Here is a 15,285-nt window from a genome sequence, read left to right on the forward strand (position 1 = left end):
CCTTGAATGGAGTCCTGGTGTGGTTTGGGACGAAGCCTTGATAAAGGCTTTTATATCCAGGCTTTTCTTGAAAAGGTGCTGAACAATGACGCAAAATCTTCCATGTCAAACGATTTTCGGAAGAGTGCTGAATAGTTACTTTTGATCTTGCCATGAGAGGATACCGCTAAAATGTCGCAACGGGACCGCTATTCTGCCGATCAGTTGGCAAAGATTCGCGCCACGCTCAAAGACACCCTGGGTGAGGATGCTGCCAAGGCCCTGGAAAATTTGGATAACAGATTTGTCCCGACCAGCGCGTCCAGTGGCGATGATGCGACGAAACCCAAAAAGAAGATGGAACGCCCCACCGCCGCCAGCAAGGCGAGCAAGATCGATGTGGAAGAGCTGGCGCGATCTGGTGAAGTTGGAAAAATGGTGGAGGCACTCTCCCTGGTCCTGGAAGATCCCATCAAGGTCAAGGTCTTGATCAGCGGCATTCTGAACAATGGCGAGACCAAAGCCATGCATTTGACGGAGTCCCTAAGCAAAGTTCACAAATTTCCGGACCTGGTTGATTTCCTGGTCCAGAAGATCGTCTCTTTCAAGGGCATCAACCCACTGGTGGAATCTCTGAAGTTTGCCACAGCCAGTCCGAAGGCCATGCGCCTCCTGGCGCAGGGTATAGCGGAGCAAGGAACGGTCAACCATATCCTGCGCGCCATTGCCGGCGCCCCAAAAAACCAGGATGAAGCCGAAGTCATCTGGAGCATGGAGGTGATCGGCAAGGGATCCATCGACCAGATTCTCGATGCCATGAAGCTGATCGACCCCCTTTCACCGGGCTCCGTCATTTTGGCCACCGGTCTCATCAACCGCCAAGGCATCCAGGTGGAACCGTTGGTGCGGGGCCTGACGGCCTGCAAGGATAACCCGAAATCCTCCACACTGGTGGCTGCAACCCTGTGCAAAATGATCGACGTTCCAGCCCTGATCTCCATTCTCGAAAAATATTTGCCGGATAAATGCGAGTCGGCGGAGATCGTTGTCAGTAAACTGGTGCATCGGTGTGCGGACTCATCCACCCGCAACCATGATATGGTTGACGCTGCCCGTTATATCAAGGCGGATGCCATGGCCGGCCAGATTCTGGCCCTGGGGCTCATCAAACTGGATAACGAGGATATTCTGTACAGGGGTTACAAGCGGTTGCCGGCCAACTCCATGTCCAAAAAAATGACCGCCCTGGCCTACATCAAAAAAAAGGGCAAGCTCATGTCCCTGCGTACCCTGGGCAAAGAGGGGTGGGATTTGACCAAAGATGCCGAAGCAATCGAAAAAGCAACCCGTGTCACCCAGGCCCGCTACAAATGGATTGTCACCAACCTCCTGTCCGATGAACAGGCGACGACGGAGCCCGAGAAGAGCTAGTGGACCAGCCGACATGACAAGAAAAGCTTAGGTATGAAAAGAAAAGCTTGGGTATGAAAGCCTTGGTCAGGGCTTCGCCCCGAACCCCACCAGGGCGCTGCCCTTGACCCGCCAGGGAGCCAGCCCCCTGGACCCCGATTCATGGCTTGCCTGCACACCAAATCAACACGGTTGAGCCACTAGTAGGCATCCACCGAGTCCGGGGAGAGCGCCTTGTCGACCGGCCTGCTGGTTGGAGTGGGCCTGCGCCCGGAGCCGGTCGTCGGGAAGGGCGTGCCGGGCGCCGGTTCGGCGACCCCTGGTCCATGATAGGGCTGGACAGGTGGGCTGCCGGGGCGTGTGGCGCTTGGGCCGGTGGCGCCCAACCCGGAATAGGGGCGGACCGGGGAAGGTTGGACCGCCCCTGGCCCCAGATAGGGGTGTGCCGTTGCGGAGCCACTTCCGGCCCCGGGGTATGGCACCCCCGAGGAGACCCCGGGGTATGGCGCTCCCGAGGGGGGGCGGACCATCTCCGACCCGGGATTGACCTGACGGGCTGCCGCTCCAGAGGGCAGTGCGAAGGATGGCGGGCCGGAGGCGGCACCCGGTCCGGGTGGCAGCGCCGGCACAGGCCGAGGGGATCCGGGGCCAGCTTCGCTGTCCATATCGTCGTCAGGGTCCAGATCGGTGTTGGGAGCTACACCCCGGGAGGGGGCGTAGCCGGGTTCAAAATCGGGAGGAGGCATCGGTGCTGGCGTGCCGTAAGCATCGGGCATGCGGATGGGTGGCACTCCTCCTGGTGGGGCGAAAGGCGCGGTCTGGGGCGCCGAAGACACGCCCGGGCCATGGACAGGAGGTAGCATGGTTCCCGACCTGGCGGAGGGGAGGATGCTGGTTCCAGGCGCGACCGGGACTTTCGGGCCATAGGCCGGCGACGGCATGACACCCGGCTGCACCCCCAACCGGGAGCCGGGACTGGGGCTCGACCCCTCGGGCGATGACCAGGGTTGGACCCCGGGGGGAGAAACCTGCGGCGTTGGATCGGTTCGGAACGCGGGAGCCGTGCGGGAGTCGGGCGCGGCCCCGGATCCAGGGAGTATCCGGAATGGGGATGCGACGCCTGGCCCGGCATACGGCAACTGTGGAGGGAACGCGGAGTCGGCACCCGCACCGGCACCCGCACCGGCACCAGGCTGGCGCGCTGGCGCGACGGCTCCGGGCTCAGGATTGGGCACACCGGGCGCCATTTCTGGTGCAGATCCAATACCCGGTGCATCCAGAGACTGGACGGAACCTGGTCTCTCCTGGGCAGGAAGGGGCAGAACAGGTGGGGCTGCGGGCTGCGGCGTCAGATTCTGGATGCCCTGCGGGGTGACTTGAAAAATGTGATATTCCCGTTGTCCCAGGCCGCTTTTCAGGAAGCGGACACGCCCCGAGCTGCTGTAAAACCCTTCGCGGCGCGTCACGATCTGGAGCCAGTTGGGTCCACCCAGGCGTTGATCCCGTTGTGCCTGAGCCAGAATGGCCAGGCTGTCATAGACCAGTTGGGCCAGAGCCGGGGGACGGTTGCCCCAAAGTTGCTGGTAACGTGTCTCGAACTGCTTGCGCAGCAGAGGATCGGTATCACAAAAGAGCGATCCATTCAGATAGTCTGTCCCTTCGGCGAGCAACAGGCTGGGATTGTTCCACAAGGCTGCACCCAAAAAGGTGACCCGAGGTGTTCCAACGCCAGAATTGGCAGCCTGTGGTGCGATCAGGCGCACCTGGTCGGCACGGGCGGGAATGAACACAGCCTCGAAATCATTTCCCAACATTTTGATCCACTGGGTAAAATCAGTGCTATCATCAGGGAAGGCGGCCATGTGGGTCACGAAACCACCCTGGCGCAAGATCTCTTGGGTAAAAGCCTTGCCGGTCAACTCGCCATAGGGCGTTGCAGGCGCCAGTATGGCAAAGCGGCGCAGACCTTTGTCGAGCACGGCAAAACGGGCGATCACTTCGGCCTGTTGTTCGGGGAGAAAGGCGTTCAACAGGACATCCGGGTGGGGGTTGCCACGCGACGGCGCTCCCTGATAGGCCCGTTGGGCCGGATCACCGACCTGGAGGATATCCTGGTGGGGATTCAAGGGCATGATGGGTATGCCCCGGTTGCGGGCTGCTTCGGCGACCGCCTTGGCCGGAGCCAGAAAGACCGGACCGACGAGAATGCTGACACCCTGTGCTGCCAAACGTTCCATGCCGGCAAGAGCGGTCTCAGTGATTCCGGCGGTATCTTCGACCAACAGCTCCAGGGGGACATCTGGGAAATCGGCCAACGCCATTTGTGCCGCCCGCAAGAGGTATATGCCCAACGCCGCATGGCGGCCACTGAGCGGCAACAGCAAGCCGACCCGGAAAGATTGGCCCTCTGTGGCCGCGATTTGCAGGCGGCGTTGCGCCTCGGTGACGGTTTGCACGGCATGATGCGCCAGGGTGGCTTGTTGCCACAGGGAGCGGGCGGTTTCCACGTCCCCCGCAGCCAGATACCTGTCACCCAGGGCTACCTGCAAAGCAGGGGTCAGGGAGGATCCGGGTTGTTGTTGTTGCAGGGAGAAAGCGAGACGATTCAGGTCGAACAGGCCGGCGGTCGCCAGGAGAATCCGCTCCATGTCCGGATCCAGGGGGGTCGAGGAGAGATGCCGCTTCAGGGTAAACATCTCCTCGGAGAGGCTGGCGGAGACGCTGCCCTGGAAATATTTTTCCAGCCGCTCCTGCCAGGCATCCAGGCTCTCGGTCCTGACGGGAGGGGGGGGGGCAGGAGCGAGTTCCACCCGGACCGAACCCGCCCGGGGGGGGAGCGCAGAAGGCTCTTCGGGTGGCACGACCGGTTCCGCCACCATTTTGGGTTTGGCAACCGGTGATTTTGCCACGGTCTGCTGAGTTTGGGGCGGGGTACGGGTAGCGACCATGCCGCAAGCTGCAAGAAATCCCCCCACCAGAAAGAGGATCAGGAGACGCAACCACCACTCCGGTCCGTATGGGGTTTTCCAGGACATGGTTCTTGTTCCCGCAAAAAATGAATCGACCGGCACGCCAGCAACAGACCATCCAACGTAACTAATCAGCACCCGACCACGAATCGGGGTCCAGGGGGCCGGCTCCCTGGCAGGTCCAGGACAGAGTCCTGGTGGGGTTCGGGGCGAAGCCCTGACAAAGGCTTTCATATCCAGGCTTTTTTTGAAAGGGTGCTGAACAGTTACCATCCAACGAAGCCTTTGTACAACTTTGTGTGGCAAGTGGCAACGGCTGCGGCACACCATGCCGGGCGAAACCCGTCACCACCCGGCCACAAAATCGAGGTCCAGGGGGCTGGCTCCCTGGCAGGTCCAGGACGGAGGGCACTGGGCTCGGACTATTCCAATGAAAACGGGAATTCAATAAAATCAACCAGTTGCCGCTGCTCCGGGAAAAAAGCAACATATTGATTTCATTGAGATCATCTGATTGACAGAAAGGTCGGAGACCAGCGCCTCATGGCGTTTCCTGTTGCTTTCTATGTACCTCATATGGTACATGCAATCGATGAACGGATATCCCATCCTCGAAGTCATCTTTTTTCGCACTGGCTCCGGCGTGGAACCGGTGCGCGAATGGTTGCGCGCCCTGGGGATCGAGGATCGCAAGGCGGTCGGCGAGGATATCAAGCTGGTGCAGTTCCGCTGGCCGTTGGGAATGCCCTGGGTCCGCAAGATGGAACTGGAGCTAACCCGCAAGCGGAAGAGCCAATATTTCGGGGAGTTGCATGATGAACACGCATAGGGGAAGTTCCTTTAACGCTTTTCTGGAAGAGGAAGGCATCCTGGACGAGGTTTCTGCCCGGGCCCAGAAACGGCTCTTTGCCTTGCAGCTTGCAGACATCATGAAGGAAGTCGGCATGAACAAGGCGTCTCTGGCCAAGCGTCTCGCCACCAGCCGCTCGCAACTGGACCGGCTGCTCGACCCGGAGAACACCGCCATCACTCTGGAATCGATGGAACGCTTGGCGCATGCCGTCGGCAGGCAGCTCAGAATCGAGTTGGCGTAACCTCACCTCACCGCCCCCGCTGCAATTCCGGTGGTGTCTCCTGTTGACCTATCGGGATGACAAGGCGCAGATTTTTCCAACACGGTCATCTCACCATGTAAGGAAAGAATTATGCGCCCCTCGGAGGATTCTTGCTGTCAGAATCCGGATTGTCCAAATGGGGGGTCCGCAGGAAAGGGAACCTCAGAAGGCTGTGGAGTTCGAAGTACCGGATGACTGGTCTGCGTAACGTCCAATACGGTTGTCCGGTATGCCCGTCTCGCTGGGAAACATGGGTTCCAGGTCCATGATGAACTGGTCGCAATTTCCCCCAGCTTCGTTGAACGCCATAATGGCACTGATCGGAATCAAAATGGCCGCAAGGGGCGAAAAACATTAAAATTTTCCAAGGACTTGGACGTTTATGACGCCACGACGTTCTTCGTGGGATACAGCTATAACTTCTGCTGGCCAGTTCGGACATTACGGGTCAAGGATGAGCTGGGGAGGTGGAAAGGTCGAACGCCTGCCATGTCCGCAGGCCTTGCTGATCATATTTGGTCAACCCGGGAGTGGGTGACGTTCCCAGCAAGGCCGATTGGGTCACCGTGAGACACTACCCGAATCTTGAACAGGGCCGTATTGGGATCGTCAAAAAGATACCGCTCGGCCTGGGTGGCATAGCGGAACAACATCGCGTCGTGCTGGGCCAGGAAAGAAAAATTGGGTGAAACAGGCGACATGAGAAACCGACCCTATGGCGACGTGAAAAATTGACGCAACCATTCACCACCCTTTTAAGAAAAGCCTGGATACGAAAGCCCTTGTCAGGGCTCAGCCCCGAACCTCACCAGGACGCTGTCTAAGGCCCTGCCAGGGAGCCAGTCCCCTGGACCCCGATGCGTTGCCCGGTGGGGTGCATAGTTACCGGCATTTTTTTGTTCAGAGGCTGCCGCAGCAGTGCTTGTATTTGCGACCGCTGCCACACGGGCAAAGGGCATTGCGTCCCACCTTTTCTTCAGCCCGGCGGAAGGGCACTTTGTTCTCTTCGGAGTGGGTTCCGTCCTGGCTGACATCTTCGGTTGGGGCATGGGTGGAGTGCATGGCCAACAGCCGGTCCCGGGCGGCGGCCAGTTCTTCTTCGCGGCGCTGCACCTCCTCGGGTTGATGGACTTCGACCCGGGAGAGGACTTCCACGGTTTCGGCGCGAATCCGATCCATCAGGCCATCGAACAGCTCGAACGCTTCCCGCTTGTATTCGTTCAAGGGGTCGCGTTGGGCGTAGCCCCGCAGGTGGATGCCCTCCTTGAGGTGATCCATGTTGAGCAGGTGTTCCTTCCATAGGTAGTCGAGAATTTGCAGCAGGACCGATTTTTCCAGATAGCGCAGCAGTTCGACGCCAATACGATTTTCCCGCTCCTGGTTGTGGACCTGGATCGCTTCCGAGGTTCGTTCCCGCACCACCTGGGAGGTAACGTTTTCCTCTTCTTTCCAGCTTTCAGCGGGCACCTGGACGCCAAACTGGCGGAAAACCGCGTCGGCAAACTCCCGTGCCTTCCATTGGTCGGGGTAGACCGCATCGGGGATATGGTCGGTCATCAGCCCATCCAGCAGCTCTTGGCGGATTTCGCCGACATAGGTGGCAATCTCGTCGGCCTCCATCAATTCGCGCCGTTGCTCGTAGATCACCTTGCGCTGTTCGTTCATCACGTCATCGAAGCGCAACAGATTCTTGCGGATGTCAAAGTTGCGACCTTCCACCTTTTTCTGAGCTGATTCAATCGCTTTATTAATCCACGGATGGATGATCGCCTCCCCCTCCTGCAATCCGAGTTTGACCAGCATGGCGTCCATGCGCTCGGAACCGAAGATGCGCATGAGGTCATCCTGGAGGGAGAGGTAGAAACGACTGGAGCCGGGGTCTCCCTGACGACCGGAACGTCCGCGCAACTGGTTGTCGATCCGGCGGGACTCATGACGCTCCGTTGCCAGGATGTGCAGGCCGCCGGCGGCGATGACGGCGGCCTTTTCCTGTTCGCACTCGGCGCGAATGGCAGCTTCCCGTTGTTTGCGTTCCTCTGGAGGGAGATCAGCCGGAATTTCCTTGCGCATGCGCATCTCGGCATTGCCACCCAGCTGGATATCCGTACCCCGTCCCGCCATGTTGGTGGCGATGGTCACCATGTTTTTACGCCCCGCCTGGGCCACGATTTCGGCCTCCTGGGCATGAAATTTGGCATTCAGGACATTGTGCGGAATTTTATGTTTTTTCAGTCGGCGGGAGAGTTCTTCGGATTTTTCGATGGAGATGGTTCCCACCAGGACGGGCTGGCCGCGTTGGTGGCAATCGGCGATCTCCTCCAAAATGGCATGATATTTTTCTTCCAGGGTGCGAAAAACCACGTCGTCGTGATCGACGCGGATCATGGGTTTGTTGGTCGGGATCACCACCACTTCCAGGTTGTAGATGGATTGGAATTCGGTGGCTTCGGTATCAGCCGTGCCGGTCATGCCCGCCAGTTTGGCATACATGCGGAATAAATTTTGGAAGGTGATGGAGGCCAGGGTTTGGGATTCGTTCTGGATCCCCACATGTTCCTTGGCTTCCAGGGCCTGGTGCAGACCATCCGAGTAGCGGCGACCGGGCATCATGCGTCCGGTGAACTCATCAATGATCACCACCTCGTCATCCTTGACGATGTAATCCCGGTCTTTTTCAAACAGGGCGTGGGCACGCAGGGCCTGGTTGACGTGGTGGACGCTCTCGACGTTGGCCAGGTCGTACAGATTGCCGCTTTGCAGGATACCGTGTTCACGGAGCAGGGTTTCGATCACCTCGTTGCCCTCTTCGGTGAAGGTGACGGTACGGGCCTTTTCGTCGACGGTGTAGTGGGCCTCTTTTCTCAAGCCGGGGATCAACCGGTCGACACGATAATATTTATCGGTGTTGTCTTCGGTGGGACCGGAAATAATCAGAGGGGTGCGGGCCTCGTCAATGAGGATGGAGTCCACCTCGTCCACAATGGCGTAGTGGGGAGCCCGTTGGACGATCTCCCCCAGGGTGAACTTCATGTTGTCGCGGAGATAATCGAAACCGAACTCGTTGTTGGTGCCGTAGGTGATATCGGCCTGATAGGCCTGGCGGCGTTCGTCATCGTCCAGACCGTGGACGATGATGCCGACGGAGAGGCCCAGATGGCGGTAGATCATGCCCATCCATTCGGCGTCGCGGTGGGCCAGATAGTCGTTGACCGTGACCAGATGGGCGCCACGCCCGGTCAGGGCGTTCAGGTAGAGCGGCAGGGTCGCCACCAGGGTTTTGCCTTCGCCGGTTTTCATTTCGGTGATGCGGCCCTGGTGCAGGACGATGCCGCCGATCAGTTGGGTATCGAAATGGCGCATACCCGTGGTGCGTCGGCTGGCCTCCCGGACCACGGCAAAAGCTTCGGGAAGCAGATCGTCCAGGGGTTCCCCCTGCTCCAGGCGTTGTTTGAATGCCCCGGTCTTGCCGCGCAACTCCGCATCGTCCAGCCTGGCGATTTCCGGTTCCAGATCGTTGATCCGGTTCACCAGGGGGTGCAGGGTGCGGAGATAGCGGTCATTTCTGGATCCGAAGATCTTGCGGACGATGGCACCAAACATGGGGTCGAATCCTTTCAGGTTCAAGCGGGACAAACCCCCCTTATAACATGGACCCCTGGCAGGTGTCCAAAAACAAGCGCAGCTCACCAGGGCAATCGCATCTGGCATGGACCCACCCGAGGCCATGATCGCTTTCGCCGTTGGCAAAAAAGGCCCTGGGAGCGGGCCTTGGTCTGCCTTTTGGCGTGTCTTTTTGCGCCAAAAGGCAGACACATGGCAGGTTTTCAAAAAAATGGGTCAGCGACATGCTATTTTATATGCGATCACTCTGAGTCCATATCGAGCCATTCCTCTCTCCCAGACCACTTCTGACGAAAGCGTCTCATGAAAAAACTGACCCCAAACGTCCCCGCAATGCAAAGCGCCGACCTGCTGGCGGAGAACGTTGAGCAGCTCAGGGCCATGTTCCCGGAGGCATTCACCGTGGGGAAGATCGACGCAGGATTTCCTGCTTGAACTCCTGCTCAAACTGGGGCTGGAACTGACCATGCCCGTGGCGACCCGAACCATGGCGAAGAGCGATTGAACAGCCTTGTCAACACGCTATAATCAGGAGGAGCCATGCCTGTCATTTCGATGTTTTACGGATTGATCATTCGCAGGTTTTTCTTCGACGCGGATCGACATCATGTGCCGCATATCCATGTGGAGTTCGGCGAGTTGAATGCCGTTTTCTGCATCGAGGATGGCGAGATCCTGGTGGGGGAGTTGCCGCGTCAAAAAGTCAGGTTGGTGCAGGCCTGGATTGAACTGCACCGGGAAGAGTTGCTGGCCGATTGGAAATTGGCCATGGAAGGGAGCGAGGTCTTCCGTATCGAACCGCTGAGGTGAGAAATTGCCATGTTGAACCCAAGAGTTGTTGCCGTGGAAGCCTGTGAACCACCCTCCCTGGTATTGGCCTTTGCCAATGGCGAGCGCCGATGCTTCGACGTGTCGCCTTATCTGGACAAGGGTATCTTCAAGGAGTTGCGCGATGCCGCTTATTTCAGATCCGTTCGGGCGGTGTCCGGGTTCGTGGCCTGGCCTCGCGGCCAGGATTTCAGCCCGGATACACTCTATCTGAAAAGCGTTCCTCTCTCTTCATCCCTTTGCGAGGGAAAAGACGCATGAAAAAACTGACCCCCAACGACCCCGACATGCAAAGCGCCAACCTGCTGTCCGAGAATGTCGAGCGGCTCAAGGCCCTTGTTTGGAGGAATGCAACTGACAATAATCCGACAAATATTGCAACAGAGCATGAGTATGTGCTTGTAGTTGCAAGAGAAAAAGAAGCATTGGAAGCTCAATGGAAAACCGTTACTTCTGATATCAAAGATGTTTTGTTTAAAATGGGATATCGTTTCCCAAAAGAAACGATGGATAGACTTCTCGATCATGGTAAAGTGCTTTTTGGTGAGGATGAAACAAAGATAATAGAGCTAAAAGTTCATGCTGCGGACTATCAGGAAAAACTGCCGAGCGTCTTCGAACTCGATGGTCGGCTTGGAGCTTATGACCTAAAAGAAGATTTCCCTGAGGCAGGCAAGGTTTTTAATAACCCAAAACCAGTTAGGCTTCTTACTACATTTTTTTCGTTCCTGCTAAGAAATAATGGGGATACGGTAGTTGATTTCTTTGCCGGTTCTGGCTCAACAGGCAAGACAGTTCTTGACATGAACAAGCAGGATGGCGGCAACCGTCGCTTCATCCTGGTCCAGTTGCCCGAACCAACCGGTCAAAAGGAATACCCCACCATCGCCGAGGTCACCAAGGAGCGAATCCGGCGCGTCATCAAAAAGCTCAACGCCGAAGAGGCGGGGCAGCTTGATCTGAACGACGGAGCCAAACAGGACCGGGGCTTCCGCGTCTTCAAGCTGGACGCCAGCAACCTCAAACCCTGGGATTCCAACCCGGAAGACCTGAACCGAACCATGCTGGATCACGTCGATCACATCCTTCCGGATCGCTCCGAACAGGATCTCCTGTTTGAACTCCTGCTCAAGCTGGGGCTGGAACTGACCGTGCCCATGGCGACCCGGACCATGGCCGGAAAGGCGGTCCACGCCATCGGCGGGGGGACGTTGCTGGTGTGTCTGGCCGAGGAGATCACCCGCAAGGAGGTGGAACCCCGGCCCAGGGCCTCCTGGATTGGCGGCGGGAACTGGCCCCGGCAGTCTCCACCGCCTTCGTCTTCCGGGACAGCGCCTTCGACGATGTGGGCAAGACCAATCTGGCGGCCATCCTGGAGCAAAACCTGCCCGCCAGCGAACTGGCCGGGATTCGCAGCCTGTGAGGGGGAGTGCCATGAAAACACCCGATCCTGACATTTTGAATGAGATGGTCCGACGCATTGTCGAGGTGGCGCACCCCCTGCGCATTATCCTGTTCGGATCGGCGGCGCGGGGTGAGATGGGGCCGGACAGCGATGTGGATTTTCTGGTGGTCATGCCTGATGGCATCCATCATCGGCAAGTAGCCAGAACTGTGTATATGGCTCTGTCCGGGCTGTCTGTTCCAAAAGATATCGTTGTTGTTACGGAGAGTGATGTCAGGGAGTATGGGCAAAACCCTTCGCTCATCATCGCCCCCGCCCTGGCTGAGGGAAAGGAGCTTTACCATGCCATCGGATAAACGGATTCATGGCACTCCTGCCGTTTGGTTGTCCAGAGCCAGAGGCGATTTGGCCCTCGCCAAAACCTCCCTGCCTGAAGACGGCTATTACGAAGACCTCTGTTTCCATGCCCAACAAGCTGCGGAAAAGGCGCTCAAGGCGGTCTATCTTCACCAAGGGCTTGTCTTTCGATATACCCATGACCTGGACGCGCTGCTTGCCGGCTTGCTCCAACAAGGCGTGGCGATCCCCCAGGCGGTGCGGGAGAGCGCGTTTCTGACCTTGTTCGCATGGGAAACCCGCTACCCCGGTTTGGGGTCGCCCGTCTCCCTGGACGAATACCAGGAGGCCGTCCGCAAGGCCGAAGTCGTGGTGGCCTGGGCGGAGCAGGTACTGGCATCATGAACAGCAACCACACGGGCACGCCTCCCACCGGTGAAATCCTGCTCTACCAGACCGAGGAGGGCCGCACCCGCTTGCAGGTGGTGATGGACAATCAAACCCTGTGGCTCAACCAGAAACAGCTTACGGAGCTGTTCGGCAAATCCAAGGCAACCATCAGCGAGCACATTGCCCATGTCTTCGAGGATGGGGAGCTGAAGCCGGAGGCAACTGTTCGGTATTTCCGAACAGTTCAAAAGGAAGGCTCTCGGGACGTGGTGCGGGAGGTTGAACATTACAATCTGGACATGGTGCTGGCCTTGGGCTAACGCCGAACGCGCCTACACCCTGATCATGCGTGACAAGGAAAGGCTTCTCAGCTTCGATACCCCGTTGAAGTTCATCTTCTCCCATTCCGCCCTGCGGGAGGGATGGGACAATCCCAACGTCTTCCAGATCTGCGTCCTGCGCGACATGGGCACGGAGATGGCGCGGCGCCAATCCATTGGGCGGGGGTTGCACCTTTGCGTCAACCAGCAGGGGGAACGGTTGCGTGGTTTCGACCTCAACACCTTGACCGTCGTTGCCACCGAGAGCTACGAGCAGTTCGCCCTGAACCTGCAAGCGGAGATCGAGAAAGACACCGGGATTCGTTTCGGCATGGTGGAGCAGCATGTGTTTGCGACCATCCCGATCACCAACGCCGATGGACAAACCGCGTCCATGGGCATTGAGGCATCGAAACGCCTTTGGAACCACCTCAAGGACGCAGGCCTGGTGGATGCCAGGGGTAAGGTTCAAGGTAACTATTCACCATCCTTTCAAGAAAAGCCTGGATATGAAAGCCTTTGTCAGGGTTTCGCCCCGAACCCTCAGCACCCTTTCAAGAAAAGCCTGGATATGAAAGCCTTTGTCAGGGCTTCGCCCCGGACCCACCAGGGCGCTGCCCTGGACAAAGCCAGGGAGCCAGCCCCCTGGACTCCGAACAGTTGCCTTTCACTGTCACCTTTCGGCAGGCTTTTTGTCGAAATGGCGGCGACCCCTTTCACACCGGCAGGCAGGAGGCCTGGGCCAAAGTGGGCCAAGTCACATCTTTGGGAGAGAGCAGAGGATTGGAAATGGGCCAGGAAATGCCGATGCCTGGATCGTTCCAGGCAATCCCCCGGTCAACTTCGGGCCGGTAGATTTCCGTGCATTTGTAGACAATTTCCGCCCCTGCCGGCGAGGTGACGCAAAAGCCGTGGGCAAATCCCGGCGGGATCCACAACTGCCGATGGTTTGCGGCGCTCAACTCCACGCCGACCCAGCAGCCAAAATGGGGCGAACTGCGACGAATATCAACCGCCACATCAAAGATACACCCGGCGATGGCCCTGACCAGTTTGCCCTGGGGAAACGGTTCCTGGTAGTGCAGGCCGCGCAGCACCCCGGGCTGGGAGTGGGAGTGGTTGTCCTGGACAAAAGAGGCCTGGATGCCGGCCATCTGGAAGGTGTCCCGGTGATAGGTCTCCATGAAAAACCCGCGTGGGTCGGCAAAGACCCGAGGTTCCACGATGAAGACACCAGGCAGGGCGGTCGAGATGAATTTCATGGCCGGAATTTTGGCGCAACCGATTCCGCAGGGCAAGGTTTGGGGGCATTGCCGGTCATCGCACCGGATGAAAGTTCCTTGTCCCTCCTTGCGGCCTCGCCGATATTGGCCCTCGCAACGGTCGCCGTTCACGAAGAGTGCCTCGCAGGAGCACTCAAATCGAATCTATCGGTTGATCTTTCCATTGTAGACGAGGACGAGGGGGCGTTCTGCCCGCAATGACCGACAGTATCGAAAGGGGAAGAGAATGGACAAGTCATCGGAAGAAAAGAGTTCCTGGCTGGATCGCCTCTCCTGGCCCATGTTGTTTGCCGCCGCCGTTTTGCTGGGGATAGCCCCGGTTCAGCCGGAGCCGCATCTGGTGGAGAAGGTGCGCATGTTGCTGCAAGGCACCTTGCACCGGCCCATCGACATTTTTGATTTGGTGATGCACAGCGCTCCTTTGTTCCTGATCGGACTCAAATGGTGGAAGGAAGTGCAGCGCAAACGGGGTACGCCGGCATGAACGTTGTCCTGATCGGCATGCGGGGAGCCGGAAAAACCAGTATATCGCGACGGCTCTCCGCCTTGACGCACCGGCCTGTGTTATCGACAGATCTGTTGATCTCCTATGAGCAGGCGGGATTGACCATTCCGCAGATTTTGGCACGCCATGGCGGCAATTGGCGGGCATTTCGCCAGATGGAACGACAGGTGGTTGACAAGGTGTCCAAAATGGACAACGTCATCATCGATTGTGGCGGTGGCGTGGTGGTCGATATCGATGCCCGTGGGGATGAGGTCTATGCCGCGAAGAAAATCAGCCTGCTCAAAAAACGTGGATTGATCGTCTGGTTGCGGGGTGATATGGCCCGTCTGGTGGAAAAGGTGCACGGCGACCCGACCCGCCCAACCCTGTCCACGCGGCACTCCACCCTGGAAGCCATGCAGAGACGCCTGCCCTTCTACGAAGAGGCCGCCGATCGGATCGTCTCCATCGATGGCAAACCCCGCAAAGATTTGGCCTTGGAGATCCTCGCCATGTTTCCGATGATTGCCAGGCAATGAAGCCTGGGTGTCGGCTCCCTGACTGAAAAGGTTGTCCCTTTGACGGGGTCTCCACTTGCGATGGCTCTTATCGGCTTTGACTGCTGATGTGGCGGGATGTTGCCAATATGGCATGAAAATTGTGTACAACGACATCATCTGGACGTGGGAGGAGTCAATTTTCCATAGGGAGTTTGGAAATGTCGTTGACCCAATGCAAGGAGGGAGTTCAGGCGCCTTCAGTGATCATGGGCGTTTGTTTTCCTGGTTGGAAAAGTTACTGGTTGCGGTCGGTGCGGGATATTCTGCTCTTGTTGCTGGTGACTCTGGCCATGGTTTGGGGGGTGGCCTTTTGTCTGGTTCCGGACGCCGTGCGCTCCGCTACGGGGATGCAGGTGCTTTCCGGCATGATGATGGTCGATGCCCACTCCCCTTCGTGAGCCGACCAGGACGTGCATGCGTGTGCATGACGCTTTGGGCCTTGATCGTCCTCCGGTCATGATGATCCCGAACGGTGTATCCGTTTGGAAGGTTTGGATAGTTTGGATAGTTTGGATAGTTTTGAAAATCTGCAATACGCCCCACACTGGGCGCTGAAAAGCGCGCCCAGTGTGGGGCCATGGC

Annotated in this window: 16 protein-coding genes; 12 read left to right on the plus strand and 4 right to left on the minus strand. The window is 58.0% G+C overall.

Annotation, left to right across the window (positions count from 1 at the left end):
• Nucleotides 1-171: 171 nt before the first annotated feature.
• On the plus strand, nucleotides 172-1,410 hold the full coding sequence (locus HQL63_13525) for a hypothetical protein (GenBank protein MBF0177849.1): 1,239 nt from the start codon (nucleotides 172-174) through the stop codon (nucleotides 1,408-1,410).
• A gap of 179 nt (nucleotides 1,411-1,589) precedes the next feature.
• On the opposite strand, the gene HQL63_13530 is transcribed toward HQL63_13525, so the two are convergent.
• Nucleotides 1,590-4,424 (minus strand): penicillin-binding protein activator, encoded by a 2,835-nt coding sequence (locus HQL63_13530; GenBank protein MBF0177850.1) that lies wholly within the window; start codon nucleotides 4,422-4,424, stop codon nucleotides 1,590-1,592.
• Nucleotides 4,425-4,950: 526 nt separating this feature from the next.
• Between HQL63_13530 and HQL63_13535 the strand changes: the two genes are divergently transcribed.
• Both HQL63_13535 and HQL63_13540 read left to right on the plus strand, forming a co-directional pair.
• Nucleotides 4,951-5,187, plus strand: a complete 237-nt coding sequence (locus HQL63_13535; protein ID MBF0177851.1) for a hypothetical protein — start codon at nucleotides 4,951-4,953, stop codon at nucleotides 5,185-5,187.
• Nucleotides 5,171-5,452 carry an XRE family transcriptional regulator gene (locus HQL63_13540; GenBank protein ID MBF0177852.1) on the plus strand — a complete coding sequence of 94 codons (282 nt, stop codon included), beginning with the start codon at nucleotides 5,171-5,173 and terminating at the stop codon, nucleotides 5,450-5,452. Before HQL63_13535 ends, HQL63_13540 begins: the two co-directional genes overlap by 17 nt.
• A gap of 530 nt (nucleotides 5,453-5,982) precedes the next feature.
• Here the strand turns inward: HQL63_13540 and HQL63_13545 are convergent.
• Both HQL63_13545 and secA read right to left on the minus strand, forming a co-directional pair.
• On the minus strand, nucleotides 5,983-6,174 hold the full coding sequence (locus tag HQL63_13545; GenBank protein MBF0177853.1) for a hypothetical protein: 192 nt from the start codon (nucleotides 6,172-6,174) through the stop codon (nucleotides 5,983-5,985).
• A gap of 199 nt (nucleotides 6,175-6,373) precedes the next feature.
• Complete coding sequence (gene secA / locus HQL63_13550) at nucleotides 6,374-9,073, minus strand: preprotein translocase subunit SecA (protein MBF0177854.1); 2,700 nt, start codon at nucleotides 9,071-9,073, stop codon at nucleotides 6,374-6,376.
• A 561-nt stretch (nucleotides 9,074-9,634) separates the two neighbouring features.
• Between secA and HQL63_13555 the strand changes: the two genes are divergently transcribed.
• The 6 genes from HQL63_13555 to HQL63_13580 are packed head-to-tail and all read left to right on the plus strand — an operon-like array spanning nucleotide 9,635 to nucleotide 12,373.
• Nucleotides 9,635-9,904, plus strand: a complete 270-nt coding sequence (locus HQL63_13555) for a DUF4160 domain-containing protein (protein ID MBF0177855.1) — start codon at nucleotides 9,635-9,637, stop codon at nucleotides 9,902-9,904.
• 12 nt (nucleotides 9,905-9,916) lie between these two features.
• Nucleotides 9,917-10,183, plus strand: coding sequence for a DUF2442 domain-containing protein (locus HQL63_13560; protein MBF0177856.1), 267 nt, complete (start codon nucleotides 9,917-9,919; stop codon nucleotides 10,181-10,183).
• The gene (locus HQL63_13565) at nucleotides 10,180-11,376 is read left to right on the plus strand and encodes a hypothetical protein (GenBank protein MBF0177857.1); all 1,197 of its coding nucleotides are present in this window, start codon (nucleotides 10,180-10,182) and stop codon (nucleotides 11,374-11,376) included. Before HQL63_13560 ends, HQL63_13565 begins: the two co-directional genes overlap by 4 nt.
• Nucleotides 11,357-11,683, plus strand: coding sequence for a nucleotidyltransferase domain-containing protein (locus tag HQL63_13570; GenBank protein MBF0177858.1), 327 nt, complete (start codon nucleotides 11,357-11,359; stop codon nucleotides 11,681-11,683). Before HQL63_13565 ends, HQL63_13570 begins: the two co-directional genes overlap by 20 nt.
• Entirely contained in the window at nucleotides 11,670-12,068 is a 399-nt protein-coding gene (locus HQL63_13575; protein MBF0177859.1) for a HEPN domain-containing protein, read from the plus strand. The genes HQL63_13570 and HQL63_13575 overlap by 14 nt, the downstream gene beginning before the upstream one ends.
• Nucleotides 12,065-12,373, plus strand: coding sequence for a hypothetical protein (locus HQL63_13580; protein ID MBF0177860.1), 309 nt, complete (start codon nucleotides 12,065-12,067; stop codon nucleotides 12,371-12,373). The genes HQL63_13575 and HQL63_13580 overlap by 4 nt, the downstream gene beginning before the upstream one ends.
• Before the next feature lie 716 nt (nucleotides 12,374-13,089).
• Here HQL63_13580 and rfbC read toward each other — a convergent pair.
• A complete protein-coding gene (rfbC, locus tag HQL63_13585; protein MBF0177861.1) occupies nucleotides 13,090-13,635 on the minus strand; it encodes a dTDP-4-dehydrorhamnose 3,5-epimerase in 546 nt (181 codons plus the stop codon).
• Between the two features lie 301 nt (nucleotides 13,636-13,936).
• On the opposite strand from rfbC, the gene HQL63_13590 reads away from it, so the two are divergent.
• The 3 genes from HQL63_13590 to HQL63_13600 all read left to right on the plus strand — a co-directional run bounded on the left by HQL63_13590 (nucleotide 13,937) and on the right by HQL63_13600 (nucleotide 15,101).
• Entirely contained in the window at nucleotides 13,937-14,140 is a 204-nt protein-coding gene (locus HQL63_13590) for a hypothetical protein (protein MBF0177862.1), read from the plus strand.
• Nucleotides 14,137-14,682: a shikimate kinase gene (locus HQL63_13595; GenBank protein ID MBF0177863.1), complete on the plus strand. Its 546-nt coding sequence runs from the start codon at nucleotides 14,137-14,139 to the stop codon at nucleotides 14,680-14,682. The genes HQL63_13590 and HQL63_13595 overlap by 4 nt, the downstream gene beginning before the upstream one ends.
• A 179-nt stretch (nucleotides 14,683-14,861) precedes the next feature.
• Nucleotides 14,862-15,101, plus strand: a complete 240-nt coding sequence (locus HQL63_13600) for a hypothetical protein (GenBank protein ID MBF0177864.1) — start codon at nucleotides 14,862-14,864, stop codon at nucleotides 15,099-15,101.
• Nucleotides 15,102-15,285: the final 184 nt, after the last annotated feature.

It is taken from the genome of Magnetococcales bacterium, assembly GCA_015231175.1.
GTDB lineage: Bacteria > Pseudomonadota > Magnetococcia > Magnetococcales > DC0425bin3 > HA3dbin3.

Excerpts from the sequence above, each read along its gene's own strand:
- HQL63_13525 (MBF0177849.1), top strand. The coding sequence starts at position 172 with ATGTCGCAACGGGACCGCTATTCTGCCGATCAGTTGGCAAAGATTCGC.
- HQL63_13530 (MBF0177850.1), bottom strand. The coding sequence starts at position 4,424 with ATGTCCTGGAAAACCCCATACGGACCGGAGTGGTGGTTGCGTCTCCTG.
- HQL63_13535 (MBF0177851.1), top strand. The coding sequence starts at position 4,951 with ATGAACGGATATCCCATCCTCGAAGTCATCTTTTTTCGCACTGGCTCC.
- HQL63_13540 (MBF0177852.1), top strand. The coding sequence starts at position 5,171 with ATGATGAACACGCATAGGGGAAGTTCCTTTAACGCTTTTCTGGAAGAG.
- HQL63_13545 (MBF0177853.1), bottom strand. The coding sequence starts at position 6,174 with ATGTCGCCTGTTTCACCCAATTTTTCTTTCCTGGCCCAGCACGACGCG.
- secA (MBF0177854.1), bottom strand. The coding sequence starts at position 9,073 with ATGTTTGGTGCCATCGTCCGCAAGATCTTCGGATCCAGAAATGACCGC.
- HQL63_13555 (MBF0177855.1), top strand. The coding sequence starts at position 9,635 with ATGCCTGTCATTTCGATGTTTTACGGATTGATCATTCGCAGGTTTTTC.
- HQL63_13565 (MBF0177857.1), top strand. The coding sequence starts at position 10,180 with ATGAAAAAACTGACCCCCAACGACCCCGACATGCAAAGCGCCAACCTG.
- HQL63_13570 (MBF0177858.1), top strand. The coding sequence starts at position 11,357 with ATGAAAACACCCGATCCTGACATTTTGAATGAGATGGTCCGACGCATT.
- HQL63_13575 (MBF0177859.1), top strand. The coding sequence starts at position 11,670 with ATGCCATCGGATAAACGGATTCATGGCACTCCTGCCGTTTGGTTGTCC.
- HQL63_13580 (MBF0177860.1), top strand. The coding sequence starts at position 12,065 with ATGAACAGCAACCACACGGGCACGCCTCCCACCGGTGAAATCCTGCTC.
- rfbC (MBF0177861.1), bottom strand. The coding sequence starts at position 13,635 with ATGAAATTCATCTCGACCGCCCTGCCTGGTGTCTTCATCGTGGAACCT.
- HQL63_13590 (MBF0177862.1), top strand. The coding sequence starts at position 13,937 with ATGTTGTTTGCCGCCGCCGTTTTGCTGGGGATAGCCCCGGTTCAGCCG.
- HQL63_13595 (MBF0177863.1), top strand. The coding sequence starts at position 14,137 with ATGAACGTTGTCCTGATCGGCATGCGGGGAGCCGGAAAAACCAGTATA.
- HQL63_13600 (MBF0177864.1), top strand. The coding sequence starts at position 14,862 with ATGTCGTTGACCCAATGCAAGGAGGGAGTTCAGGCGCCTTCAGTGATC.